Consider the following 24,540-nt stretch of genomic DNA (forward strand, 5'->3'; position numbering starts at 1 on the left):
GGCGCCCCCTCGATTCCTCGGATGCGATGTCAGCGCAGGTCGAAGCGATCGAGCTCCGTGACCTTGCCCCACGCCGCGGCGAAGTCGCGCACGAACTTCTCCTGCGCGTCGTCGCTCGCGTAGACCTCGGCGAGGGCGCGCAGCTCCGAGTTCGAGCCGAACACGAGGTCGGCGCGCGTGCCGATCCACGTCGCCTCGCCCGACGCGTCATCGTGCGCCTGGAACGCGTGCGAGCCCGGGTCGAGCGGCGTCCACGTCGTGCCGAGCTCGAGCAGGTTGACGAAGAAGTCGTTCGTCAGCACGCCCGGCCGGTCGGTGAGCACGCCGAACTGCGAGCCGTCCCAGTTCGCGCCGAGGACGCGCAGGCCGCCGACGAGGACCGTCAGCTCCGGCGCCGTCAGTGTGAGCAGCGACGCCTTGTCGACGAGGGCGTACTCCGCGGGGAGTCCGGCCGCACGCGCACCCGCGTAGTTGCGGAACCCGTCGGCGACCGGCTCGAGGTAGTCGAACGACTCGACGTCCGTCTGCTCCTGCGTGGCATCCGTACGGCCCGCGTGGAACGGCACCTCGACGGCGACTCCGGCATCCTTCGCCGCCTTCTCGACGCCCGCGTTGCCGGCGAGCACGATGAGGTCGGCGAGCGACACCTTCTTGCCGCCGGTCTGCGCGGCGTTGAACGAGGCCTGGATGCCCTCGAGCGTCTGCAGCACGGTGGCGAGCTGGGCCGGGTTGTTGACCTCCCAGTCCTTCTGCGGGGCGAGCCGGATGCGGGCGCCGTTCACGCCGCCGCGCTTGTCACCACCGCGGAAGGTGGACGCCGCGGCCCACGTGGTGCCCACGAGCTGCGCGACCGTCAGGCCGCTCTCGAGGATCCGCGCCTTGAGGCCGGCGGCATCCGCCGCGTCGATGAGCTCGTGGTCGACCGCGGGCAGCGGGTCCTGCCAGATGAGGTCCTCCGCCGGCACCTCGACCCCGACGTAGCGGGCCTTCGGGCCGAGGTCGCGGTGCGTCAGCTTGAACCACGCGCGGGCGAAGGCGTCCGCGAACTCGTCCGGGTTCTCGGCGAAGCGGCGCGAGATCTTGCCGTACTCCGGGTCGAAACGGAGGGCGAGGTCGGTCGTGAGCATGCGCGGCTCGCGGCTGCCCTCGGAGTGCGCCAGCGGCACGAGGTCGCTGCCCGCGCCGTCCTTCGGACGCCACTGGTTCGCGCCCGCGGGGCTCTGGAAGAGCTCCCACTCGTAGGCGAAGAGGATGTGGAAGAACTCGTTGTCCCAGCGCGTGGGGTGGTACGTCCACGTGACCTCGAGGCCGCTCGTGATCGTGTCGTCGCCCTTGCCGGTGCCGTGGGTGTTGTTCCAGCCCAGGCCCTGCTGCTCGATCGGTGCCGCCTCGACGTCGGCGCCCACCGTGCTGTCGGGCGCTGCGCCGTGCGTCTTGCCGAACGTGTGGCCGCCGGCGATGAGCGCGACGGTCTCCTCGTCGTTCATCGCCATGCGGCCGAACGTCTCGCGGATGTCGTGCGCCGCGGCGAGCGGGTCCGGCACGCCCTCCGGCCCCTCCGGGTTGACGTAGATGAGACCCATGTGGGTCGCACCGAGCGGACGCTCCAGGTTCGTCGACTGACGGCCCCCCGGGAACCGGCGGTCGTCGCCGAGCCACGTGGTCTCGGAGCCCCAGTACACGTTCTCCGGCTCCCAGACGTCCTCGCGGCCGCCCGAGAAGCCGAACGTGCGGAAGCCCATGGACTCCAGCGCGACGTTGCCGGCGAGGATGAAGAGGTCGGCCCACGAGAGCTTCTGGCCGTACTTCTTCTTCACCGGCCACAGGATGCGGCGGCCCTTGTCGAGGTTGACGTTGTCGGGCCAGCTGTTCAGCGGCGCGAAGCGCTGCTGCCCGCTGCCGCCGCCGCCACGCCCGTCCCACACGCGGTAGGTGCCGGCGCTGTGCCAGGCGAGGCGGATCATGAGCGGTCCGTAGTGGCCGAAGTCGGCGGGCCACCACGGCTGCGAGGTCGTGAGGACCTCCTCGATGTCCTTCTTCACCTCGGCGAGGTCGAGCGACCGGAACGCCTCCGCGTAGTCGAACCCGGCCTCGAGCGGGTCGCGCTCGGTCGGGTTGAACGCGAGCAGGTTGATGTTGAGCCGGTTCGGCCACCACACCTGGTCGGGGTCGCCGGCGACCGGACGGGGCAGATCCTCGGCCAGGAACGGGCAGGCGCCCGCGGCGGTGGTCTCCTCTCCGGTGACGGTGGTCGACTCGGTCTCCTCGTCGGTCACGATCGGGGTCTCAGACTCGGTCATGTGCGCTTCCTTTCTGGGGTGTGTGCACAGGGTTTCGGATGATGGGGGTGTGGAGGGCGGGACTGAGAGAGGCCTCGGCGGCGACGCACGTCGCACACCGGCCCCAGTAGACGACCTCGGCCTCGTCGACGACGAAGCCGCGGGTCTCGGACGGCGTCAGGCACGGCGCCGCGCCGACAGCGCAGTCGACATCCTCGACGGCGCCGCAGATCGCGCAGACGAGGTGATGGTGGTTGTCGTCCACCCGGAGCTCGTACATCCCGGGATGCCCCGCCGGCTCGATGCGGCGGACGAGGCCGGCGCGGGTGAAGTCGCCGAGCGCGTTGTAGATCGACTGGAGGCTCGTGCCGGGCACGCTCTCGACGACGGCCGCGAAGACGAGGTCCGCGGTGGCGTGCGGCATGCCGCGCAGCGCGTCGTACACGGCGCGGCGCGAGTCGGTGGCGCGCAGTCCGGCCCCGCGGATGGCCCCCTCCGCAGGGAGTTCCGGGGCGACGGCAGGCACGCGGTCATCCTACGAAGTTTTGAATGATTCCAAAAACTCGCGGTCCGGCGACGCGCGTCACGATCCTTAGTCTGAGAATCGGCTGAGTGTACCCTGGGGTCGTCGCCGCACATGCAGGGCAAGCGGCATCCGCTACATAAGGAGTATTCGCCATGAGCGACCCGATCCCCGAGCCGGCGTCACAGTCGACCCCGCTCGATCACACCCCGGCCGCGTCGACGGCCGGTCCCTCCGTCCTCGCGACGCTCGTCGCCGAGGCGTTCGGCACGCTGCTGCTGGTCATCGGCGTCGTCGGCACCGCGCTGTTCGCCGCCAACTTCGGCGCCAGCGCCAACGGCACCTCGCTGGGCGTCGGCTTCCTCGGCGTCGCGCTGGCCGTCGGCCTGACCGTCGTCGGCGGCGCGTACGCGTTCGGCCCGATCTCGGGCGGCCACTTCAACCCGGCGGTGACCCTCGGTCTGGCCGCGGCCGGCCGCTTCCCGTGGCGCGGCGTCCTCCCCTACATCATCGCGCAGCTCGTGGGCGGCCTCGTGGCCACCACGATCATCGTGCTGATCGGCCTGTTCGGCCCGAACGGCTGGCTCGCCGCGGCGCAGGATGGCGGCTTCGCCAGCAACGGCTTCGGCGCCCACTCCCCCGGCGGATTCGGCCTCGGCGCGGCGATCGTCGGCGAGATCGTCTTCACGCTGCTGTTCGTGCTCGTCATCCTCGGCGTCACGCACGTCTCTCGGGGCACGAAGTTCGCGGGCCTCGCGATCGGCCTCACGCTGACACTCATCCACCTCGTGCTGATCCCGATCGACAACGCGTCGGTGAACCCCGCCCGCTCGCTCGCGAGCGCGGTCTACGGCGGCGTGGACGCGCTGTCGCAGCTGTGGGTCTTCATCGTGTTCCCGATCGTGGGCGCGCTCATCGCGGGCTTCGCCTACCGCGCACTGTTCGACGGCCAGCGTCGCAGCTGACCTGACGCAGCCCAGAGGGGGCCCGGATGCCAAGGCATCCGGGCCCCCTCTGCGTTCCGCGCGCTCCGCGCTTTCCGCGCGCCCGCACGCCATCCCCGCCACTCCGGATCCGCGATCCCCGAGACTCGGTATCCGCGGTGAGACTCGAGACGGGCACGTGTGTCTCACGGCGAGCGCCGAGTCTCGGGACCTCGTGAGCGCGCCGAGGCCGGCCCGCTGACGGGTCAGTAGCGGTAGTGCGGGAGCTTGTACGGCCCGTCGAGGGGGACGCCCAGGTACGCGGACTGCTCGGGGGTCAGGCGCGTCAGCTCGACGCCCAGCGCGTCGAGGTGCAAGCGCGCGACCTTCTCGTCGAGCTCCTTCGCAAGCCGGTGCACGCCGATCGGATAGGCGTCCCGCCGCGTGTAGAGCTCCAGCTGCGCGAGCACCTGGTTCGCGAACGACGCGCTCATGACGAACGACGGATGCCCCGTCGCGTTGCCGAGGTTCAGCAGGCGCCCCTCGCTGAGCACGATGATGCTGCGGCCGTTGGGCAGGCGCCACTCGTGCACCTGCGGCTTGATCTCGACCTTCACCGCGCCGGGCAGAGCCTCGAGGCCCGCCATGTCGATCTCGTCGTCGAAATGGCCGACGTTGCCGACGATCGCGAGGTCCTTCAGCGCAAGCATGTGCTCGACCGTCACGACCCGGGTGTCGCCCGTGCCGGTGATGAGGATGTCGACCTGGTCGATCACGGATTCGAGGCGCGCGACCTGGAAGCCGTCCATCGCCGCCTGCAGCGCGCAGATCGGATCGATCTCGCTCACGATCACGCGGGCGCCCTGGCCGCGGAGCGCGGCGGCAGCCCCCTTGCCGACGTCGCCGTAGCCGGCCACGAACGCGACCTTCCCGCCGACGAGCACGTCAGTGGCGCGGTTGATCCCGTCGACGAGCGAATGGCGGATGCCGTAGACGTTGTCGAACTTCGACTTCGTGACCGAGTCGTTGACGTTGATCGCCGGGACGAGGAGCTCGCCCGAGGCCGCCAGCTCGTAGAGACGGTGGACGCCCGTGGTCGTCTCCTCGCTGATCCCGACGAGGCCCGCCGCGATCCGGGTGAAGCGCTGCGGGTCGCGCGCGAGCGAGGTGCGCAGGAGATCGAGGATGACGCGGTACTCCGCGGAGTCGCCCGGCGCAGCATCCGGCACAGCGCCCGCCCGCTCGAACGCCACGCCGCGGTGGACGAGAAGGCTCGCGTCGCCGCCGTCGTCGAGGATCAGGTTCGGGCCGTCCGCGCCCTCGGCGGACCAGTCGAAGATGCGGTCGGCGAGCGCCCAGTACTGCTCGAGCGTCTCGCCCTTCCACGCGAACACCGGGACGCCGCGCGGATCGGCGGCCGTGCCGTTCGGCCCCACCGCCACGGCGGCGGCGGCCTCGTCCTGCGTGGAGAAGATGTTGCAGCTCGCCCAGCGCACCTGCGCCCCGAGGGCGGTGAGCGTCTCGATGAGCACCGCCGTCTGCACGGTCATGTGCAGGGATCCCGCGATGCGGGCGCCCTTCAGCGGCTGGGACGGACCGAACTCCTCGCGGAGGGCCATGAGCCCCGGCATCTCATGCTCCGCGAGCCGGATCTGGTGACGCCCGGCGGGCGCGAGCGAAAGGTCGGCGACGGCGTACTCGGGCATCCGCTCATTCTTTCATGCGTGTCGGAACGTCCGGCACGCATGTCGAGGCCGTCAGGCGCGGAGGGTCTCGTGGCGCACGACGAGCCACCCGCGCGGGACGGAGAGCCGCTCGACGTGGATCGCGCAGAGGTCGTGCGCGTGCGGATCGCCGACCCGCCCCAGCGGACCCACCGCGGCCATCTGGTCGCCGTAGTCGTAGGTCAGCGTGGCGACCGCGTCGCGGGCGCAGGCGATCTTCGAGCAGAGTCGTCCAAGCATCGCCCGACGGTATCGCGGGCCCCGTCCGTCGCCCGGGCGCCGCGCGCGAGATCAGGTGATCTCGCGTAATCAGGAGCATCCGCCGGGGAATCGTCCTGCGTGCGCGAAATCACCTGATCTCGCGCGGTGGGCGGGGCGCGGTGGCGAGGCGGCCGGGCCGGGCGGTGCGTGAGAGGATGACCGCATGATGCGGCGTCGCCCGAAGCACCCGCCGGCCCATGCCCGTCCGGACCGTCATGGGCGCCACGGCCGGGAGGGCCGCAGCGCGGTCGTCCGGCCGCCGCTGCCCCCGCTCGAGACGCGCGTCGACCGGTTCGACCTCGCGGTCGGCACGACCGCGGAGTTCCTGCGCGGCGCGTGGGAGGAGCTCCGCGACGTCCGGTTCGAGATCGCCGATCTCCCGCCGGAGGCCGCGGAGGGCGGCATCCCGCGCTGGCGGGTGCTCGTCGACGAGAAGCGGATCATCCTCTACCGCATCCCGATCGAGCGCCTGAGCCACCTGCACCGCAACGACGACTTCCACCGCCGCATGCTGATCGAGAGCTACGTCTTCCGCGCCGCGGCGACCTACCTCGACCGCGACCCCTGGGACCTGGGCCCCGAGCGCTTCCGCTTCCTCTGACCCGCCGGGCCGGTCCCGCTCCGGGCCCGGGCCCGGAGCCAAGGCCACCCTCCGGGAGACTGCACCTGACCTCCGAGAGAGCCGGCGCGGACCGCAGTCTCGGAGCGCACGTGCAGTCTCGCGGAGGGTGGGGTGGCCGGCGCGCGGGAGCGGGGCCAGGGCGCGGCGGGACGGCCGGGGACCCCGGCGGGGTCAGGGGGCGACGACGACCGTGGCGGCGGCGGCCTGGGCGGGCCAGACCGTCAGGCTCGACAGGGCGCCGGCGCCCGAGAACGACACCGCGGACTGGACCGGGCCGGATGCCGTCATCGTGTACACCGTGCCGGCCACGACCGGGGCGCTCGCCGAGCCGTGCGCGGGCACCGAGAGCGAGACCGGGGTGCCCGACGCCGGCTGCAGGCTGATCGTCTGCACGGCATCCGTCGGGTTCCAGGCGGCGAGGACGGGCGCGGGACCGGCCGGGACCGGGAGCACCGTCTGCCCGGACACCGCGGGAGCGGCGGCGAACCAGGCGAAGTCGCTGCCCTGGCCGAGACCGGTCGCCTGCCAGGCCGCGCCGACGATCGGTTGATCGGCGTCGACCCGGATCGTGTACGTGCCGGGGGTGAGGCCCGACAGGTCCACCTGGGCGGGGACGCCGGCGGCCAGCGGGATCGTGTCGCCCGGGACATCCGCCCCGCCGACCGGCGTGACGGTGATCTTCGCGTTCGCGGCCGAGGAGGGCGCCAGCATCCGCAGGACGGTCGTCGTGTTGCCGGCGGCCATCGGCACGCTGGTGGGCACGACGACGCCCGGGATGACCACGGTCGGGGCGAGCCCGGGCGCGGGGCCGACCTGCTCGACGCCGCCGGGCGTCAGGACGCGCGTGAGGGAGGTCTGGATCGTCGCCTGCACGGGCGCTCCGGTCGCCGTGACGCGCACGACCGGCGCGGGCTCGCCGAGGAGGAGGCCGGCGAGCGGCACCACGCGCTGCGTCCCCGGCGCGACGACGACGGTGCCGCCGGGGGCGGTCTGCCCGCCCTTGCCGCCGTAGACCGTGAGCTGGACGGTGGCGGGCACCGCCCCCGGGTTCGACAGCACGACGAGGTCGGCGGAGCCGGTGGTCGTGGCGCCGCCCACGAGCCACGTCTCCGACAGGGGACCGCGGCAGCCGGACACGGCGAGGCCGCGGAGATCGGGCGCCTCGACCGAGGAGGATCCGGATGCCGCGAGGTCGGTCCGTCCCGCGGAGCCCGGCGGGGCCGTGAACGTCAACGCTCCCGCGCTCCCGGACACACCCGGCGCCGTGACGGTCGTGGAGGAAGCCGACGGCGACACGGGCGCGACGCCGGACAGCACGGACTGAGGGGCAGCGAAAGACAGGCCGCCGGCCTGCGTCGCGGTGCGGCCGATCGCGAGGAGGGGGCCGGCGCACGTGACGACCGAGGCGTCCGGCGCGGGGGTCGCGGTCACCGTGACGGCCGCCCGGGTCAGCTGCGGCCAGGGAGCCGCGATCGCGCCGATGCCGACGATCACGAGTCCCGCCCCGACGGCGAGCCCCACGACGACGCGGGCGCTCGTCGCGGCCCACCGACGACCGCGCTTCGGGGATTCGGGCGTGTTCTGCGCGCTCATACGTCTTCCTCCGGCATCCGCCCGCCGACCACGCGCGGTGTGCGACGCGCCTCGCGGCGCGAGGCGCCGTTCGGGATGGCGAGCAGGAGCGCCGCCGCGACGACGAGCAGTTGGACCACCGCGATGGTCTGAGCGAGTGCGGCCGTGCCCTCGGGCTCGGGGGCACGGGGCGTCACCGCCGTGGTGACGCGCCAGAGATCGCCCTTCGCCGTCTCGCCCACCGCGTCGAGCCCGTTCTGCTGGTCGAGCGAGGTCGCGGCGGAGAGCCGGAACACGCGCGCGTCGTCGGACTCGCCCGGCTGCGGCGGCGCGAGCAGGACGAACGCGATGCCGGCGTCCGCCGCCTGCGCGACCGCCGCCTGCGCGGTCGAGGACACGAGGTTCGCCGCGATCGACGCGACCGCGGCATCCGCCGCCGAGTCCGTGCGCCGCGAGTCGACGACCGTCGACGGACCGCCGAGGGTGAGGCTGGGGCCCCACACGACCTGCGCCGCGAGCCGGCCCTCGCCGACCGGCTGCAGCACGAGCGTCGCGGTGTCGTCGGTGGCCTGCGCCGCGACGTAGGCCGGCAGGGTCGATCCCGTGCCCTGCGCCAGCGGCGACACGCCGCGCGCCGTCGCGGTCAGAGCCGGGATCGCGAGCACAGTCAGGGCCACGATCGCGAGCGTGGCACTGGCGATCCGCAGCGGCGCGAACTCGCGCGGGAACGCGACGTCGAGCGTGACGGCGGCAGCCCCCACCGCGCCGGCCCACGCGAGGCTGAGGCCGGGCCCGGTCAGCAGCGGCACCGCCGCACCCGCGGCGGCCGCCACCTGGATGCCGGATGCCGCGAACGCGGTCACCACGCCGGTCCCGGCCACGAACAGCAGCACGCCGCCCGCGCCCCATCGCGGGGTGATGAGCGAGGCGAGCGCGAGCACCGCGATCGGGGCGACGAGCAGCGGCACCCACCAGGTGACGGGCGAACCGAACCACGTGGTGAGGAACGTGCCCCATCCGCCCGGGTCGGCATCCGGGAAGCCCGCGGCCAGCAACAGCCGCCCCGCCGCGCCCGCCGGCGCCGCGGGTCCCGCGATCGTGACGCCGGGATCGGCCAGGAGGCCCCACGGGTTCTGCGCGCGCAGCTGCGCCCACACGACGGGCACGGCGATGACCACGGCCGGCACGACCACCCACACGAGGTGGCCGACACCGCGGCCGGCGCGCACGAGGATCGCGAGCACGATCGCCGCGAGCCAGACCAGCACGAGCGCCGGCCCGAGCGACGGCGCACACGCGAGGACCGCCACGAGCAGCAGCGACGCCGCCCCCGACGAGGACCAGGAGCGATGCGCGACAGACCCGGCGTAGAAGAGCCACGGCAGCAGGAGATGCACGAGCACCTCGGTCGGCCGGCCCTCCGTCAGGGCCGCGAGGAACGGCGGCGCGAGCGCCCACGCGACGGCGACGGTGATGCGCACGAGGCTGCGCTCCGAGACGCGGGTCGCGGCGAACCAGGCGCCGAGGACCGCGAGGGGCAGCGCGAGGAGCCACAGGATCACGAGCGCGCGCGACGGCGCCCACGGCCACAGGGAGCCGATGGCCGCGACGATCGCGGAGAACGGAGCCGCCGGCGCGGTCGCGTCGAGGCCGAGCGGCCGCAGGCCGTACACGGCATCCGTCCACAGCTGCGTGACCGTGCTCCGCAGCGGGGCGAGCGCCCCGCCGTCGAGCACGGGCCACGCGAGGAGCGTCGGCAGCGCCGCGACCGAGACCACGAGCGCGCCGAGCACGGCCCACGCGCCGCCGCCGGAGAAGAAGCGGAGATCGGTCCGGACGGGATCGCCGGCGTGCTCGACGTCGTCCGCGGCGAGCCGCTCCCGTTCGTCGCGGCCGGTCGCCCGCAGCGGCGCGAGGCGGGACCACGAGACGCGGCGGGCCCGACGGATGCGGCGGCGCGAGCGCGCGATCGCACCCCAGCGCACCGCGACCGCGACCGAGGCCCCCCAGTCCGGAAGGATGCGGGCGGGCTGCTTTCCGAGCAGATGCACGATCGTGCGCCACAGCGCGAGGGGCAGGAGCGTGAGCCAGTGCAGCGGCACGGTCGCCGCCGGTGCGTACGCGAGCCGGCGGTGCAGCTGCGCGACCCGGCCGGCATACGCGGCCCGGCGCACGCGCCCGCGCGACGTCGCCTCGGGGAGCTCGGCCACCCCGTCGCCGGCCGCGGCCACCCGCGCATCCGGCTCCAGCTCGACGCGGAACCCCGCGAGCCAGGCGCGCACGCCGAGGTCGAGGCCCTCGTCCGCGCCCGCGAGGGCGGGGTCGAGGCCGTCGACGCTGCGCCACACGTCGGTGCGCATGAGCACGCCGCGGATGTCGGAGCCCAGCGCGTCCTCCTCCGCGTCGTGCTGTCCCTGGTCGAGCTCGCCGTCGGCGAGTCCGACCCGGCGGCCGTAGCGGGTCATGGTGACGCCGAGCGACAGGATGCGGGTGCGGTCGCGCCACGAGACGAGCTTCGGCGCGACGAGCGCGGCGGAGGGGGCGAGCTCGAGCGCGCCGGCGAGGTGCGCGAGCGCGTCGGGGTCGGGGGCCGTGTCCTGCGCCAGGAGCCAGACGGCATCCCCCTGGATCCGCGGCGAGGCGAGCTGCAGCGCCTGCGCGAACCGGGTGCCCGGAGCGGCCGAGATGACGCCTTCGGCCCCGGAGGCTGCGGCGAGCGCACTCGTCTCGGCATCCCTCCCGCAGAGCACGATCGTGAGCGCGTCGACGGGACGGGTCTGCGCGCGCAGGGCGGCGAGGGTGCGCTTCAGATGCGCCGCGGCCGGCGTGCGGCTGTCGGGGCGCACGACCAGCAGAGCGTGAACACGGGCGGGCATGGCGCGATCAGCCTAAGCATTCGGGTCGCGCGAGGCCGCGACCCGCGCCGGGGTGTCGGCGCGTCAGGCGCGGCGCTTCAGCTTGCGGCGCTCGCGTTCGGAGAGGCCGCCCCAGATGCCGAAGCGCTCGTCGTTCTGCAGCGCGTACTCGAGGCACTGGGAGCGGACGTCGCACGACGCGCAGACCTTCTTGGCGTCGCGCGTCGAGCCGCCCTTCTCCGGGAAGAACGCCTCCGGGTCGGTCTGGGAGCACAGGGCGTCGGTCTGCCACGCGAGGAGTTCGTCCTCCTCGGTCTCGACCGGAGCCACGGTGCGGACCCCCGGGACCCCGAGCTGCACAGGGTCGACGAACCAGTTGCTGGGAACACTCGCTCGGTACTGCGATCCGGCCATCTCGCCATCCCCCTGTCGCTCCGTGAAATCCCTTGGGGATAATTACACCGGTGTCATTCGCTGACGTCAAGCGGCGGATCGTAAAGCCTCAACCCCGGGTTCAACCTTCGCGACGCGCCGAGGCACCCCGCATCGCGACGAAGACGAAACCTTCTCCGTGCAGCGACACAGCTCCCTCATCGGGAGTGACCAGCACCGCGGCCCCCGGCCGGAGACGCACCTCCTCCGAGACGCCGGCGACGACGACCTCACCCCGAGTCGCGACCACGATCGCGGCGCCGTCGAGCGGCACGCGCGCCTCACCCGACACGCGCACGCGGGTCAGGGCGAAGTCCGGGATGCCGGGATCGAAGCGCAGGGCGCCCGGCGCGACCTCCGCGGGAGTCAGGATCGGTGCGGGGCCGGGCGTCGTGTCGAGGATCGCGAGCAGCTCGCCCACGTCGATGTGCTTCGGGGTGAGGCCGCCGCGGAGGACGTTGTCGCTCGCGGCCATGAGCTCGACCCCGAGACCCGCGACGTAGGCGTGCAGGACCCCGGCGGCGACGAAGAGGGCCTCCCCCTCCGCGAGCTCGACCCGGTTCATGAGGAGCGCGACGACGACGCCGGCATCCCCGGGGTAGGCATCCGCGAGCCGCCCGACGAGGTCGTGCTCCGCGTCGAAAGCGCCCGCCGGCGCAGTCCGGACCGCCGCGATGACCTCGGCGACGTCGGCATCCGCCTCGCCGGACAGGAGCCAGGCGATCGTGTCGCGCAGGGCTGTGGCCGGTTCCGGACCGGCGAGGCGCCCCGCCAGGCGGCGCACCGCGGGCCCGTCGCCCAGCCCGTCGAGGAGGCGCAGGGTCTCGTCGCGATCGCGGATGCCGGCGAGCGCCTCGAACCGCTCGCTGACCGCGACGATCAGCTCGGGCTTGTGGTTGTCGTCGCGGTAGTTCCGGTGCCCGGCCTCGACGGGGAGCCCCGCCTCGTGCTCCCGCGCGAAGCCGGCCTCGGCCTGATCCTTCGACGGGTGCACCTGGATCGACAGGGGGGATCCCGCGGCGAGGAGCTTCACGAGGAAGGGGAGACGCGGCGGCATCCCGTGCGCAGCCCCCTCCGCGGCGAGCCATTCGTCGAGCGTGCGGCCGGAACCGTCATCGACGAGCGACGGCGAGCCGGCGTGATCGCCGAACCACACCTCCGCCTCGGGCGCGCCCGACGGCGTCCGCCCCTCGAGCTCGGCCAGAAGCGTCGTCGAGCCCCAGGCGTAGTCACGAGGAGCGTTCGCGAGGCGCAGAAGCATGCCTCCAGGGTAGGTCGGGCGACGGCTACCCTGAGACCCGTGGCCGTCCACACGCAGCATCCCGCCGCGGCTCCGCCCGCGCCGCCGCCGCGTGAGAAGACGAGCCACCTGCTGCTGCGGGCCTGGTGCGCATTCGTGGTCTTCGCCGCCCTCCTCGGCGCGGGCTGGACGACGTTCCTCACCCCGGTCGGGGCGGCCGTGCTCTACGGTGCCGCCGGCGTCGTCTCGATCGTGCTGTGGATGACGCTGCGGCCGCGCATCGATCCGCAGCGCCTGCCGTGGATCGCGCTCGCGTTCCTCGCCTGGAACGCGATCTCGATCGCCTGGGCGGCGGATGCCCCGGATGCCGCCTGGGCCTGGGGCGCTCTCGCGCTGACGACCGTGCAGGCGCTGTTCGTGGCGAGCGTCCTGACCTGGTCGGAGATCGTCCGCGCGTTCGCGTCGGCGCTCCAGTGGCTCGTGGCGCTCTCGCTCCTGTGGGAGCTCGCGGCCGCGATCTGGGGCGGCGGTCCCTTGTTCTCTCTCGCCCCGCTGCACGGGATCGTCGAGGACCCGTCCCGGCTCGGGGCCCTGGCACTCCTCGCGGTCGTCGTGTTCGCGATCCGGCTCGCGGCGCGCCGCCGCGGCCGCGGGCTGCTCATCGGATGGATCGTCGTCGCGGCGTTCCTGTTCCTGCGTGCCGAGTCGGTGATCGCGTACGTGTCGGCGGGCGCCGTCGCGGTCGTGCTCGCGACGATCCTCCTCATGCGGACGGTCTCGCGCCCCGGCGGCCGGACCCGCTACTACGTCGCGTACGTCGTCGTCGGGGTGCTGGGCGCGCTGGCGCTCCTCCTCTGGCGCGACGCGCTGGGCCTCCACGATCTGCCGGGATCCAGCGTCTGGGTCGCGGTGTTCGCCGCGACGGGCGTGGTGGGAGTCGTCGTGTTCGCGGCGGCGTACGTCTCGTTCGTGTGGCGGGCGTGGTTCTTCGCGGTCGACCGCCCGCGTTGGGATCTCCGCGCCGACCGCCCGTACACGTCGCTCACGCTGCTGCCCTCGCTCGCCGGGACGATCCTCCTCGTGCAGGGGCTCGCGGACGCCTCTCCCCTCCTGCCCTGGGGCTGGCTCCTCCTCGTCCTGCTGGGGTTCAAGCTCGGCCAGGCGCCCCTCGTCGGCGTGGGCCCCGGCGAGCAGCGCGCCGCGATCGAGGCCGGCGAGCGCCCCGACCCTGCCTGACCCGCCCCGGCGAGTCCCCCAGCCGGCGACCGAGCCCCGCCCACCCCCCGCCCGGCGAGGCCCCGCCCCCTCCCTCGCGAGAACGCGCGTGTGTCACAGAAATGGCCGTTTTCCGGGACACACGCGCGTTCTCGCGGAGGGTGGCCGAGGTAGGATCGACGCGCTATGGCCGTGACCGAGACCTTCGATCCCTCCACCGCGACGATCGTGATCGTCACCTACAACCGCTCGGGCCTGCTCACGAAGCTGCTCGAGAGCATCGTCCGCATGGACCCGAAGCCCGGTCGCGTCGTCGTGATCGACAACGCGTCCGCGGACGACACCGGCGAGGTCGTCGCCTCGTTCCGCGAGCGCCTCGGCGCCGAGCTCGTGTACCGGCGGCTCGAGGAGAACACGGGCGGATCCGGCGGCTTCAGCGAGGGCATGCGCACCGCGTACGAGCTCGGCTCGACGTGGATGTGGCTCATGGACGACGACGTCGAGGTGCTCCCCGACGGCCTCGCGCGCATGGGGGCGTGGGCGCCGCGGTTCCGCAGCATCCAGGGCCGCCGCTACGACTACGACGGCAGCGCGTTCTACTGGCAGTACCGCCTGTCGATCCCGCTCGGCATCCCGATCCCGTTCGCGCCCGCCGACTTCGACGAGACCGGATACCGGGCCATGAACTCCGGATGCTTCGAGGGCATGTTCATCCACCGCGACATCGTGCAGCGCATCGGCCTGCCCGATCCGCGGTTCTTCATCTACTGGGACGACTCGATCTACGGCTGGCTCGCCTCGCGGCTCACCAACGCGGTGATCGTGAACGAGTTCGTGCTGCAGCGCACGCGCGAGATCAAGCAGTGGGACATGGGCATCCGCCACCTGAATGCCTCGAGCGACATGTACCGCTACTACATCCTCCGCAACCGCGGGATCATGAAGCACTACTTCGCCGCCCACGGCGCATATCGGCCCGTCCGGTTCTTCGCCGGCACCGTGCTGACGTTCGCGAAGGAGATCATCCGGCTCGCGGTCGTGGAGCGGAAGCTCAGCCGGACGAGCATCGGGAAACTCTTCTCCGGCATCCGCGACGGCCGCACGATCGCCCGCGACCGCACGTGGAAGCCGATGCCTCCCCTCGAGCCCGTCCCGGCCCGGGCCTGAGCGCGCTCAGCAGCTCGACGGGCGACGATAAAGTGGGCCCCATGCCCGGCAACGAAGCCAGTCATCCCTTGGTGACCGTCGTCATCCGCACCCACAATCGGCCGACCTTTCTCGAGGCCGCGCTTCGTGACGTCGCGGGGCAGGACTTCTCGGACCTCGAGGTCATCGTGGTGAACGACGGCGACGACGTCGAGCCGGTCGAGGAGGCCGTTGCACGGGTCGACACCATCCGCGAGCGGGTCCGCGTCCTTGATCGGACCCAGGAGGAGCACGGCCGCGCACGGGCGGCGAACGCGGGGCTTCGCGCGGCTCGAGGTGACCTGCTCGTGCTCCACGATGACGACGACACGTGGGACCCTGCGTTCTTGGCGAAAACGGTCGGCTACCTGCACGAGCACCCCTCGTGCGTCGCGGTCAGCGCTCACACCGAGGTCGTGCGGCATCTGCCCAGACCGGTAGGGGAGCCCGAGATCATCGAGCGTCTTCCCCTGAATCCCGATCTCTCATCGATCACGATTCCCGACATGCTCCGCGAGAATCGGGTCACCACCCATTCGCTGCTCTATCGCGCAACGGTGCACGACGAGATCGGCTACCTCGACGAGTCGCTGCCCGCGCACGAGGACTGGGAGTTCTACCTCCGGCTGATCGCCCGCCACCCGATCGAGCTGCTGCCGCTCCCGCCCCTCGCGTTCTGGCACCACCGACCGGACTCGACCGGCGACGACAGGAACAGTGTCTACGCGCTCAGCGACGAGCACGAGGCGGCGAAGGCGCGCGTGCAGGATGACCTGATGCGTGAGGCGTTCGCCCGCCACGGCCTGGGCGCCTTCGTCCATCTCTCGGCTGAGATGAATCGACAGGATCGCGCGCGCGCGGATGAGCAGCGCCTCCTCGTGGAGATGGGTGAGCGGCTCGATGACACCCTGCGCCAGATCGCAGACCTGCGCAGGATCACGGAGCAATCCCGTTCCCGGCTGTCCGCGCTCCTGATCGAGCGGACGAGCTTCGGCGGCTGGATGCGACGGGTGAAACGAGTCTTCCGCCCGTAGGCAGCGAGAGCCGCGGGATAGGCTGCTCTCGCGCACCCGCGCAACGCTCGAGAGGAGTACCGGCGTGACCCCGGACGACGACAGGGCCGCCGTGGCCGCGCACCGCCCCCGCATCCTCATCATCACGGGCGACCCCATCCAGGAACGCATGGCGGGGCCGGCGATCCGCGTATGGAACATGGCGGAACAGCTCAGCGACGCCTGCGACGTGCGCATCGTCTCGTGGAAGCGGATCGAGCGGACGAGCGGGCGCTTCGGGCTGTTCCACGTCCGCGAAGCGGACGACGCTGGAATCGCCCCGCACGAGGCGTGGGCAGACGTCATCGTCGTCCAGGGGATGTCCTTCCGCATCTTCCCCGCCGTGGCGCGCACCGAGAAGATCATCGTCGCCGACCTCTACGACCCGTTCCAGCTCGAGCAGCTCGAACAGAACAAGTACGAGGATCGGGCCGCCTGGACGGACGAGATCCGGAAGGCGATATCGCTTCTCAACGAGCAGCTGGCGCGCGGTGACTTCTTCCTGTGCGCCTCGGAGCGCCAGCGTGACCTCTGGCTCGGCAACCTGTCCGCCGTCGGACGGCTGAACCCGGCGACCTATTCGCAGGATCCGACCTTCGAGTCTCTGATCGGCGTCGCTCCGTTCGGTCTGCCGGCGACCGAACCGGAGCAGACGCGGCATGCGATCAAGGGCGTGGTCCCGGGCATCGGACCGGACGACAAGGTCCTCATCTGGGGTGGCGGGATCTACAACTGGTTCGACCCGGTGACGCTCGTCGAAGCCATGGGCCTGCTCCGCGACGAGCATCCGGAGATCAAGCTGTTCTTCCTCTCCGTGCGGCACTTCAACGCGGATGTCCCGGAGATGCGCGCGGCGGCGGATACCGTGGCCACGGCGGACCGACTCGGCCTGACGGGACGCACGGTCTTCTTCAACGAGGAATGGGTCGACTACGACGACCGGGTGAACTATCTGCTCGACGCCGACCTGGGTGTCAGCACGCATCCGCTCCACGCCGAGACGCGCTTCTCTTTCCGCACCCGTATCCTCGACTACCTGTGGGCGGGTCTGCCGATCGTGGCTTCCGACGGCGACGCCTTCGCCGACGTCATCCGCGAGTCCGGGTGCGGCCGCGTCGTCCCCGTCGAGGACCCGCCCGCGCTGGCGGAAGCGATCACGGAACTGCTGGAGGACACCGAGGCGTACCAGCGGGCGCGGACGAGCGTGGCGCGCGTCCGCGATGACTTCCACTGGCACCGTGCGCTGAAGGCCTTCGTGGCGTTCTGCACCGAGCCCGCCCCCGCCGCGGACCGGGAGCTGATGAAGGCGAGTGGCTCACCGCTCACGGGCAGCCGCTTCGAGCGGATCCTGCTGATGCCGAAGGGACGCCGTCGCGACCTCGCGCTCCTCTTCTACTACCTCCGCCGCGGCGGCATCCCCCTCGTGCGCGAGAAGTTCTCGGAGCGCCGGGAACGGCTCGTCACCGACCACTGAGACGGCAAGGCCCGATCTACGGCAGTGGGCCGCACTGGTCGATGCGGTACAGCGTGGAATCGCCGTCCGTCGAGACCGGGGTGAAGAGCCCGTCCTGCACGGCCGTGTGGACTCCGGCGAAGTGGTTGCCCGACGGATCGCCGCCACCGAACTCGTGCGGGTTGTAGAAGACGTAGCGGACGCGAAGCCGGTCGAGCGCGGCGCAGACGGCAGGATCGGTGTCGATGTCCTGGAGGTGCAGCGCGATCAGAGCGCGGTCGGCGTCCCACAGGCCGTTCACGTGCGGGAACACGGGCTCGCGGTCGCCGAACAGCAGCGTCAGCCCCGACCCGTCCCACGGGTCTCCCAGGATCCGCTGCCCTGCCGGGACGAGCGTGGGCAGCTGGCGCATGAAGTCGATCTGCGCCTGGGACACGACCTCGGACGAGGCCGCGCGGGCGGGAAGCGCGAAGACGGATGCGGTCGCCGAGGTCACCCCCGTGAGCGCGAGGACGAGCGCAGACGTGACCGCAGCAGCCCAGGACAGGATCCCGGCAAGGATCCAGGGCGTCCGGCGGGTCCGCCGCAGGAGCCGTGCGGTGACGAGGATTCCGAACGTCGCGAAGGTCACCCCGAGCACCGGCAGCGCACTGCTGAGGCGGTACCGGTCCTTGTACCAGAGCGCGGTGGCGAGCTTCGTGACGATGTCGTCGGAACCGGCAGCGGCTGCGAACAGGACCGCCGCGATCACGTACGCGATCACCGCCCAGCGCAGCGTGCGACGACGGGCGCCAGCGACGAGCCCCACCAGCACCGCGACCGCCAACAGGGCGGCCGGTAGCGTCACCGCCGCGCCTCCGATCGGCCACGACTGCGCCACCACCTGCCAGAGACCGGCGAGCACCGACTGGGTGGCCTGCGCCTGCGGACCTCCGAGCCGCTCGTCCAGCGGACGGTCGAAGAGCCCCAGCCGAGTGACGGCGTAGACGAACCCGACCACCAGCACCAGAACCACGGCGCCGGCCGTCAGAACGAGCGCGAGCACTGCACGACGACGCGCGCGTCCGCGTCGGCGCCAGCCGCGGCGGAAGCGGCGCACGAAAGCGCCCACGACGAACGGAGCCAGAAGAAGCGCCCACGTCGCGAGCGCGCGCGGCTGCGCGAAGGCGATCGCCGCGATCGCGAGCAGCGTTCCCGCAGCGCCGAGGACGAGGGCGGTGACCCGATGGCGCGTGCTCCGGAAGGCCGTCCCCGTCAGAACGGGAACCGCGATGGCAGCGGGCAGGAGGGCGGTCGCGAGGAACGTCGGATACAGCGTCCCCCACACGAGGAGCGTGTACGGCATGGCCCCGAACGCCGCCCCGAGCGGGAGGGCGACCAGCGCGACACGCCCCGACTCGAACCGACGCAGCAGGATCTGGGCGAGCCACGCGACGCCGGGCAGCCATACAGCGGCACAGACCGCGATCCAGGCCGCGTTCACGGCGATCGGGATGCTCGTGCCCGTGAGCTGGACGGTCAAGGCGACGAGCGTATGCCAGCCCGCAGGATAGAAGGACCAGGTCTTTCCCGTCTCGATGAGCGTCCGCAGGGTCAGGGACGAGGCATCCCCCGTATCGACGATGTGGGCGATCGCCGCCAGGTGGAACACGTTGTCGTAGGTCTGGCTGATGCGGTCGGGGCTCGGCACGGCCGCGAACGCCACGACCGCGATCAGCGCTGCCGAGCCGAGCACGGTGAGAAGGATCCACCACCAGCGGACGCGCTCGCGCGGCAACCGGAGCCCCGGCGCTCGGCGGCGCACGACGTACGCCAGGATCCCCAGCACGACCGCGATCACGAGCGGCTGCCATGCAGCGAGCGGGACCCGCGCGAGCCCGAAGAGAACCCCCGCGGCGCCGATCGTCGCGACGCTGACGACAGCCGAGATCGCGGTCCGGGCGACCAAGCCGAGACGAAGAGGCGCCGTCGCGATCAAGCCGGGGATCAGGAGAACGACGATCCCGACCAGGATGGCGGGGACCGCGTCGATCCACGTCGCCGACGAGGTCATGCCGCGAAGATCTCGCGCCACAGGGCGCGGGAGGCGAGGCGGGGGGCCGCCGTACGGAACTCGCGTGCGAGGTGCGGCCACCGCCACCAGAGGCGCGCGTGCAGACGAACGCTACGCCACGCGTACCTCACCGTCATGCGGCGGCTGCGGCGATACCAGACGATGGCGCGACCATCCGCCGTGGGAACGAGTGCCGAGTCGATCGACGCGAACGTCCACCAGCCCAGGTCCTGCGACGGCACGAACGCGTCCGGCACGCGGCGCGATGAGGGCGACGCCGCGGTCGCGAGCTGGCGGAGAACCGTGCGCACGAGCAAGAACGCGGAGGCCACACCGCCGGGGGCATCCACGGCATAGCGGCGGTCCGCCGTCGCGGTCTCGGCGACCGGCTGCGCGTCGGGGAATCCCGACCACAGGCCACGGATCTCGGCGGCACGCGAACCGAGCCAACCGGGCAGCGACTCGGGACCTCCGAGAACGTCCTCGACGGCCTGCGCGCGGAGCCGGACCGCCGAGTACTGCAGGGTGAGCAGGGGCTTGATATCGCCGAGGAAAGAGTGGACGACGACTCCGGAGGGCCGGCGTCGAGGCGAATGGAGGAGCTCGCCGATGAGCCGGTTCCGGTGGACGAAGTACGCCTCCCACGAGCGAGTGGGAGCCTTGCCTCCCCAGCCGAGGTGCCACAGGGCCACCCCGGGCACACTGACCGTCGGCACGCCGAGGGCGCGCGCCCGTCGCCCGAACTCGACGTCGTCGCCCTTGAGGAAGAGCGGGAGGGAGAGTCCTCCCTCCCGGAGGAGCGATGCCGGGATGAGGCACATCCACCAGCCGTTGAAGTCGGATGCCTCGACCCGGTGGAAGAACGGGGCGTTCCGGAAGGGGATCCGGGCAAAGTCGTGATCGTAGGCGCCGGGCCGATCCAACCGTACCCATCCGATGCGGTCGTTCCATTGCTCGCTTTGCGTGTAGAGCACGGTCCGGTCGTCGACGTGGAGCATGCCGCCTCCGACGATGACGGGACCGCGCGCCGCGTCGGCGAACCGGACGGCCCGGAAGATCGCCTCGGGCTCCGAGATCGCGTCATCGTCCAGGAGGAGCACATCGTCGCTCTCTGCGCGGACGAGGATCTCCTCCATGGCGCGCGAGAACCCGCCTGAGCCACCGAGGTTGCGCTGGCGCACCGTCACGAGCCGATCGTCGAGCGACCGCTCGACATCCGCGAACCCGGGCGCCTGCGCGATCACGTCCTCGCCCTGGTCGACGACGATGATCCGGTCGATCAACGACGTCAGCTCGTCGTCGCCGGCGAGGGCGCGCAGCTGCGCGACGCAGTCCGCCGGCCGGTTGAACGTCGCCATGCCGATGCTGGCGCTCCGCCGCGGCCCGGTCGGCAGCTCGACGGACCATTCCGCGGCGAGCAGCGTCAACTCCCCCTCGCCCGCCACGAGGTCGAGCCAGCACGTCCCGCCGTCGACGAAGTCCGCGAACTCCACCGCTGTACGGAGATCGACGGAACCGTCGACCGGGAATTCCGCGATCACGCGGGCGCGAGCCTCGCCGTCCGAACCGCACAGCACCACCGAACCGGTGCCCTGGGCGCGGACGTCCACCGTCACGCCAGCCGTGCGCGCATTCGCGGACCAGTAGGCGGCGGGGAATGCGTTGAAGTAGGAGCCGAGGGAGACCGTGGCGCCGGGACTCACCACCAGCGATCGGCGCCCGAGCACGCGGACCGCCCCCGGATCTGGATCGTCCACATACAGCGGAAGCAGCGTCGCGACATCGTCGACCGGAAGCACGACGTGTGCGACGACGACGAGCTCGGACCCCGAGGTCATCCGAGCTCGTTGTTCCACATGGAGAGAGCGGCGCCGATCGCCATGTGCATGTCGAGGTACTGGTACGTGCCGAGGCGCCCGCCGAAGTGCACGTACCGCTCCCCCTTGGCGAGCTCGCGGTACGCGAGGAGCCCGGCGCGGTCCTCCGGCGTGTTCACGGGGTAGTACGGCTCATCGGACGCGGCCGCGAAGCGCGAGTACTCGCGCATGATGACGGTCTTGTCCGTCGGATATCGGTCGGCGCGCTCGGGGTGGAAGTGCTTGAACTCGTGGATGCGCGTGTACGGGACATCCGCGTCGGCGTAGTTCATGACGGGAGTGCCCTGGAAGTCGCCGACCTCGAGCACCTCCTCTTCGAAGTCGAGCGTGCGCCACGACAGCGCCCCCTCGGCGTAGTCGAAGTAGCGATCCACCGGGCCGGTGTACACGACCGGCACCTGCCCCACGACCGCGCGCTTGTGCAGCGGCTGCGTCTCGTCGAAGAAGTCGGTGCTGAGCTTGACATCGATGTTCGGGTGGTCCGCCATCCGCTCGATCCACGCGGTGTAGCCGTCGACGGGGAGGCCCTCCCACGTGTCGTTGAAGTAGCGGTTGTCGTACGTGTAGCGCACCGGGAGGCGGCTGATGATCTCGGCCGGCAGATCGGTCGGCGGCGTCTGCCACTGCTTGCCGGTGTAGTCGCGGATGAACGCCTCGTACAGCGGACGGCCGATGAGGCCGATCCCCCGCTCCTCGAGGTTCTGCGCCTGCTTCGGGTCGAACTCGCCAGCCTGTTCGTGGATGAGGGCGCGCGCCTCGTCGGGCGAGTACGCGGCCTGGAAGAACTGGTTGATCGTGCCGAGGTTGATGGGCAGCGGATACACGACGCCGCGGTGGTTCGTGTAGACGCGGTGCACGTACTTCGTGAAGGCCGTGAAGCGGTTGACGTACTCCCACACCGTCGCGTTGGACGTGTGGAAGAGGTGCGCGCCGTAGCGGTGCACCTCGATGCCCGTCGTCACCTCGTCCTCGCTGTACGCGTTGCCGCCGATGTGGTGGCGGCGGTCGATGACGGTGACCTTGCGGCCGGATGCCGCGGCACGCTCGGCGATCGTGAGACCGAAGAAGCCGGAGCCGACGATGAGGAGATCCATTGTCGCGTCCCTCCGTCAGCCCACTGAGGCCGTGACGTCGAAAGCGACCACACCGGACGAACGTGGATCGGCCTCGACATCGAACGATGCAGCCTGCATCGCCCCGTGCAGGTGTCGTCCGTTCTCGAGCACGAGGAGCGTGTTCACGAAGTACTTCCCCCCTCCGAAGGCGGTGCCCTTCACGACGAAGACCACTTCGGTGCCGCCCTCGATAGCGGGGACCGGGACTCCGATTCGGTCGGTTGCCGTCTCGAACACCTTCTGACCGAGGGGGTCGTCGATCTGGATGGCGCAGATCCACGACTCCAGGTGCTCCGACTCGATCCGCAGCCGCACCTCCAGGTCGTCGCCGACGGCGAGCGGTTCCCCGACCGCCTTGCCGACGGCACACGCCCTCGCGGAGACCACGGCCCCGTCGCGCCGCTGGACATCCGAAAGACGCCCTACCGCTCCTTGTTCAGCGAGGCGACGCTCCTCGAGGAGATCCCGGAACTCCGCGACCGCTCCCGCCGGATGCCCGTCGAAGACGACACGGCCACGCTCGAGCAGAACTCCGCGGCTGCACAGCTCCGTGATCTGACCCAAGGAATGGCTGACGATGATGATCGTGCGTCCCTGGCGCTGGAACTCGCGGATCCGGTCCATGCACTTGCGCTGAAACGCCTCGTCGCCAACCGCGAGCACCTCGTCGACCAGCAGGATGTCCGGATCGGTATGCACCGCGACGGCGAAGGCGAGCCGCACGTACATGCCCGAGGAGTAGAACTTGACCTGCGTGTCGATGAAGTCGGCGATCGCTGCGAACGCGACGATCTCATCGAAGCGCGCCTCGGTCTCCTCGCGGCTGAGCCCCAGAACCGAGGCGTTCAGGAAGACGTTCTCACGCCCGGTGAGGTCGGGATGGAAGCCGGCGCCGAGCTCGAGGAGGGCTGCCATCCGCCCGCGTTCGAGGACCGTTCCGGACGTCGGCTCGATGATGCCGCCGATGACCTTGAGCAGCGTGCTCTTACCCGAACCGTTGTGACCGATGAGGCCGATCGTTTCGCCGGCATGAATGTCGAGGGAGACGTCCTTGAGCGCCCAGAAGTCCTCGCGGTGGCGGCGTCCGGCACGGCCGAGCGTGACGATCCGCTCCTTGATGGACGAGTCCTTGCGGACGACGAATCGCTTCGAGACATCCGCGATCCGGATGACTTCGGGGCGGCCCGCCGAGGCCGCATCGTCCACGGAGAGGGCAGTAGCGGTCACCTAGAGCTCCTGCGCGAAATTGCCCTGCAGCCGACGGAACACGCGGTGGCCGACGAACAGGAGGACGAGACCGACGACGAGAGCCACGAGCATGCGCAGCAGCAGGAAGTCCGGATAGGGGACCGAGTCCCCGGCGACCCAGAACGCCCGCTGGAAGCCCAGAACGGCTAGCGTGAGCGGATTGTTGGTATAGATGTCCAGCAGGAGCGGCGACTGCACGAGCGAGCTCACCATCGTCCAGGAGTAGACGACGGGGCTTGCCCAGAAGACGAGCATCGTGCCGACCTCGACGAGGTACTGAACGTCACGCAGGTACACGTTGAGCGCGCTGAAGAGGAGCGCGAACGCGGTGCCGTAGGCGACCAGGAGAAGCAACGCCGGGACGACGTAGAAGAACTCCCAGTGCAGCGGCGGCTTCAGTACCAGGAACGTCGCCAGCAGCAGCACGATCAGCTGGATGCCGAAGTTGAACAGAGCGGAGCCGACGCTCGCGAGCGGAAACACCTCGCGCGGGACGTAGACCTTCTTCACAAGACCGGCGTTGGCGAGAATCGACCCGGTACCGCCCACGACGATCTCCGTGAACAGCCCCATCGCCGTCAGCCCTGCGAACACGTAGACCGCGAAATCCGGGATTCCCCGCGCCGCGCCGAGGAACTGACCCATCACGACGAAATAGATCGCGAGCTGCACGAGGGGGCGCGCGAGGGACCAGAAGAACCCGAGGGCTGAGTCCTTGTACCGTGCCTTCAGGTCGCGGCGGACGAGCAGCCCGAGCATCTCATGCTGAGCGAGGACGCCACGGATGGCGCCCCAGACCGACCTCGGCCCGCGCGCCATGCTCGTCCCGATGGGCACGAGCGGCATCCCCGCGAGCCGACGCATCCGCGCGGCAGCCTCAGTGTTCAGGGACGACATCCCGCAAAGTCTAC

Annotated in this window: 19 protein-coding genes; 6 read left to right on the top strand and 13 right to left on the bottom strand. The window is 71.4% G+C overall.

The window, feature by feature from the left end:
- Nucleotides 1–29 precede the first annotated feature (29 nt).
- Nucleotides 30–2,300: a catalase/peroxidase HPI gene (gene katG, locus ABCS02_RS09565; protein ID WP_345835404.1), complete on the bottom strand. Its 2,271-nt coding sequence runs from the start codon at nt 2,298–2,300 to the stop codon at nt 30–32.
- Nucleotides 2,287–2,805 (bottom strand): Fur family transcriptional regulator, encoded by a 519-nt coding sequence (locus tag ABCS02_RS09570; protein WP_345835405.1) that lies wholly within the window; start codon nt 2,803–2,805, stop codon nt 2,287–2,289. Before ABCS02_RS09570 ends, katG begins: the two co-directional genes overlap by 14 nt.
- A gap of 152 nt (nt 2,806–2,957) precedes the next feature.
- On the opposite strand from ABCS02_RS09570, the gene aqpZ reads away from it, so the two are divergent.
- On the top strand, nt 2,958–3,767 hold the full coding sequence (aqpZ, locus tag ABCS02_RS09575; protein WP_345835406.1) for an aquaporin Z: 810 nt from the start codon (nt 2,958–2,960) through the stop codon (nt 3,765–3,767).
- 224 nt (nt 3,768–3,991) lie between these two features.
- Here aqpZ and ahcY read toward each other — a convergent pair whose 3' ends face one another.
- Entirely contained in the window at nt 3,992–5,431 is a 1,440-nt protein-coding gene (gene ahcY, locus ABCS02_RS09580; protein ID WP_345835407.1) for an adenosylhomocysteinase, read from the bottom strand.
- 51 nt (nt 5,432–5,482) lie between these two features.
- The gene (locus ABCS02_RS09585; protein WP_345835408.1) at nt 5,483–5,689 is read right to left on the bottom strand and encodes a DUF3499 family protein; all 207 of its coding nucleotides are present in this window, start codon (nt 5,687–5,689) and stop codon (nt 5,483–5,485) included.
- A 187-nt stretch (nt 5,690–5,876) separates the two neighbouring features.
- On the opposite strand from ABCS02_RS09585, the gene ABCS02_RS09590 reads away from it, so the two are divergent.
- Nucleotides 5,877–6,311 (top strand): metallopeptidase family protein, encoded by a 435-nt coding sequence (locus tag ABCS02_RS09590; RefSeq protein WP_345836322.1) that lies wholly within the window; start codon nt 5,877–5,879, stop codon nt 6,309–6,311.
- 192 nt (nt 6,312–6,503) lie between these two features.
- Here the strand turns inward: ABCS02_RS09590 and ABCS02_RS09595 are convergent, their stop codons facing one another.
- The 4 genes from ABCS02_RS09595 to manA all read right to left on the bottom strand — a co-directional run bounded on the left by ABCS02_RS09595 (nt 6,504) and on the right by manA (nt 12,452).
- Nucleotides 6,504–7,925 carry a DUF5719 family protein gene (locus ABCS02_RS09595; RefSeq protein ID WP_345835409.1) on the bottom strand — a complete coding sequence of 474 codons (1,422 nt, stop codon included), beginning with the start codon at nt 7,923–7,925 and terminating at the stop codon, nt 6,504–6,506.
- Complete coding sequence (locus ABCS02_RS09600; RefSeq protein ID WP_345835410.1) at nt 7,922–10,780, bottom strand: glycosyltransferase; 2,859 nt, start codon at nt 10,778–10,780, stop codon at nt 7,922–7,924. The genes ABCS02_RS09595 and ABCS02_RS09600 overlap by 4 nt, the downstream gene beginning before the upstream one ends.
- A gap of 63 nt (nt 10,781–10,843) precedes the next feature.
- The gene (locus ABCS02_RS09605) at nt 10,844–11,173 is read right to left on the bottom strand and encodes a WhiB family transcriptional regulator (protein ID WP_345835411.1); all 330 of its coding nucleotides are present in this window, start codon (nt 11,171–11,173) and stop codon (nt 10,844–10,846) included.
- A gap of 100 nt (nt 11,174–11,273) precedes the next feature.
- The gene (gene manA, locus ABCS02_RS09610; protein ID WP_345835412.1) at nt 11,274–12,452 is read right to left on the bottom strand and encodes a mannose-6-phosphate isomerase, class I; all 1,179 of its coding nucleotides are present in this window, start codon (nt 12,450–12,452) and stop codon (nt 11,274–11,276) included.
- Nucleotides 12,453–12,491: 39 nt separating this feature from the next.
- On the opposite strand from manA, the gene ABCS02_RS09615 reads away from it, so the two are divergent.
- The 4 genes from ABCS02_RS09615 (at nt 12,492) to ABCS02_RS09630 (ending at nt 17,357) form a co-directional block, all read left to right on the top strand.
- Nucleotides 12,492–13,667, top strand: a complete 1,176-nt coding sequence (locus tag ABCS02_RS09615) for an O-antigen ligase family protein (RefSeq protein ID WP_345835413.1) — start codon at nt 12,492–12,494, stop codon at nt 13,665–13,667.
- A gap of 165 nt (nt 13,668–13,832) precedes the next feature.
- Nucleotides 13,833–14,813, top strand: a complete 981-nt coding sequence (locus tag ABCS02_RS09620; RefSeq protein WP_345835414.1) for a glycosyltransferase family 2 protein — start codon at nt 13,833–13,835, stop codon at nt 14,811–14,813.
- The gene (locus ABCS02_RS09625) at nt 14,768–15,865 is read left to right on the top strand and encodes a glycosyltransferase (protein ID WP_345835415.1); all 1,098 of its coding nucleotides are present in this window, start codon (nt 14,768–14,770) and stop codon (nt 15,863–15,865) included. The genes ABCS02_RS09620 and ABCS02_RS09625 overlap by 46 nt, the downstream gene beginning before the upstream one ends.
- 64 nt (nt 15,866–15,929) lie before the next feature.
- The gene (locus ABCS02_RS09630; RefSeq protein WP_345835416.1) at nt 15,930–17,357 is read left to right on the top strand and encodes a glycosyltransferase family 4 protein; all 1,428 of its coding nucleotides are present in this window, start codon (nt 15,930–15,932) and stop codon (nt 17,355–17,357) included.
- A 16-nt stretch (nt 17,358–17,373) separates the two neighbouring features.
- Here ABCS02_RS09630 and ABCS02_RS09635 read toward each other — a convergent pair whose 3' ends face one another.
- From ABCS02_RS09635 to ABCS02_RS09655, 5 genes are read right to left on the bottom strand one after another with little or no spacing between them, the layout of a single operon-like run.
- Nucleotides 17,374–19,389: a DUF6541 family protein gene (locus ABCS02_RS09635; RefSeq protein WP_345835417.1), complete on the bottom strand. Its 2,016-nt coding sequence runs from the start codon at nt 19,387–19,389 to the stop codon at nt 17,374–17,376.
- Nucleotides 19,386–21,227, bottom strand: a complete 1,842-nt coding sequence (locus ABCS02_RS09640; protein WP_345835418.1) for a glycosyltransferase — start codon at nt 21,225–21,227, stop codon at nt 19,386–19,388. Before ABCS02_RS09640 ends, ABCS02_RS09635 begins: the two co-directional genes overlap by 4 nt.
- The gene (gene glf, locus ABCS02_RS09645) at nt 21,224–22,360 is read right to left on the bottom strand and encodes a UDP-galactopyranose mutase (protein ID WP_345835419.1); all 1,137 of its coding nucleotides are present in this window, start codon (nt 22,358–22,360) and stop codon (nt 21,224–21,226) included. The genes ABCS02_RS09640 and glf overlap by 4 nt, the downstream gene beginning before the upstream one ends.
- A gap of 15 nt (nt 22,361–22,375) precedes the next feature.
- On the bottom strand, nt 22,376–23,608 hold the full coding sequence (locus ABCS02_RS09650) for an ABC transporter ATP-binding protein (protein WP_345835420.1): 1,233 nt from the start codon (nt 23,606–23,608) through the stop codon (nt 22,376–22,378).
- A complete protein-coding gene (locus ABCS02_RS09655) occupies nt 23,609–24,526 on the bottom strand; it encodes an ABC transporter permease (RefSeq protein ID WP_345835421.1) in 918 nt (305 codons plus the stop codon). It lies immediately after the preceding gene.
- Nucleotides 24,527–24,540: the final 14 nt, after the last annotated feature.

The organism is Microbacterium sp. X-17 (assembly GCF_039615055.1).

What these genes read in the sequence shown, in the direction of transcription:
- ABCS02_RS09595 (WP_345835409.1), bottom strand. Translation starts at nt 7,925, where the DNA reads ATGAGCGCGCAGAACACGCCCGAATCCCCGAAGCGCGGTCGTCGGTGG.
- ABCS02_RS09640 (WP_345835418.1), bottom strand. Translation starts at nt 21,227, where the DNA reads ATGACCTCGGGGTCCGAGCTCGTCGTCGTCGCACACGTCGTGCTTCCG.
- katG (WP_345835404.1), bottom strand. Translation starts at nt 2,300, where the DNA reads ATGACCGAGTCTGAGACCCCGATCGTGACCGACGAGGAGACCGAGTCG.
- ABCS02_RS09655 (WP_345835421.1), bottom strand. Translation starts at nt 24,526, where the DNA reads ATGTCGTCCCTGAACACTGAGGCTGCCGCGCGGATGCGTCGGCTCGCG.
- ABCS02_RS09605 (WP_345835411.1), bottom strand. Translation starts at nt 11,173, where the DNA reads ATGGCCGGATCGCAGTACCGAGCGAGTGTTCCCAGCAACTGGTTCGTC.
- ABCS02_RS09600 (WP_345835410.1), bottom strand. Translation starts at nt 10,780, where the DNA reads ATGCCCGCCCGTGTTCACGCTCTGCTGGTCGTGCGCCCCGACAGCCGC.
- manA (WP_345835412.1), bottom strand. Translation starts at nt 12,452, where the DNA reads ATGCTTCTGCGCCTCGCGAACGCTCCTCGTGACTACGCCTGGGGCTCG.
- aqpZ (WP_345835406.1), top strand. Translation starts at nt 2,958, where the DNA reads ATGAGCGACCCGATCCCCGAGCCGGCGTCACAGTCGACCCCGCTCGAT.
- ABCS02_RS09635 (WP_345835417.1), bottom strand. Translation starts at nt 19,389, where the DNA reads ATGACCTCGTCGGCGACGTGGATCGACGCGGTCCCCGCCATCCTGGTC.
- ABCS02_RS09620 (WP_345835414.1), top strand. Translation starts at nt 13,833, where the DNA reads ATGGCCGTGACCGAGACCTTCGATCCCTCCACCGCGACGATCGTGATC.
- glf (WP_345835419.1), bottom strand. Translation starts at nt 22,360, where the DNA reads ATGGATCTCCTCATCGTCGGCTCCGGCTTCTTCGGTCTCACGATCGCC.
- ABCS02_RS09590 (WP_345836322.1), top strand. Translation starts at nt 5,877, where the DNA reads ATGCGGCGTCGCCCGAAGCACCCGCCGGCCCATGCCCGTCCGGACCGT.
- ahcY (WP_345835407.1), bottom strand. Translation starts at nt 5,431, where the DNA reads ATGCCCGAGTACGCCGTCGCCGACCTTTCGCTCGCGCCCGCCGGGCGT.
- ABCS02_RS09585 (WP_345835408.1), bottom strand. Translation starts at nt 5,689, where the DNA reads ATGCTTGGACGACTCTGCTCGAAGATCGCCTGCGCCCGCGACGCGGTC.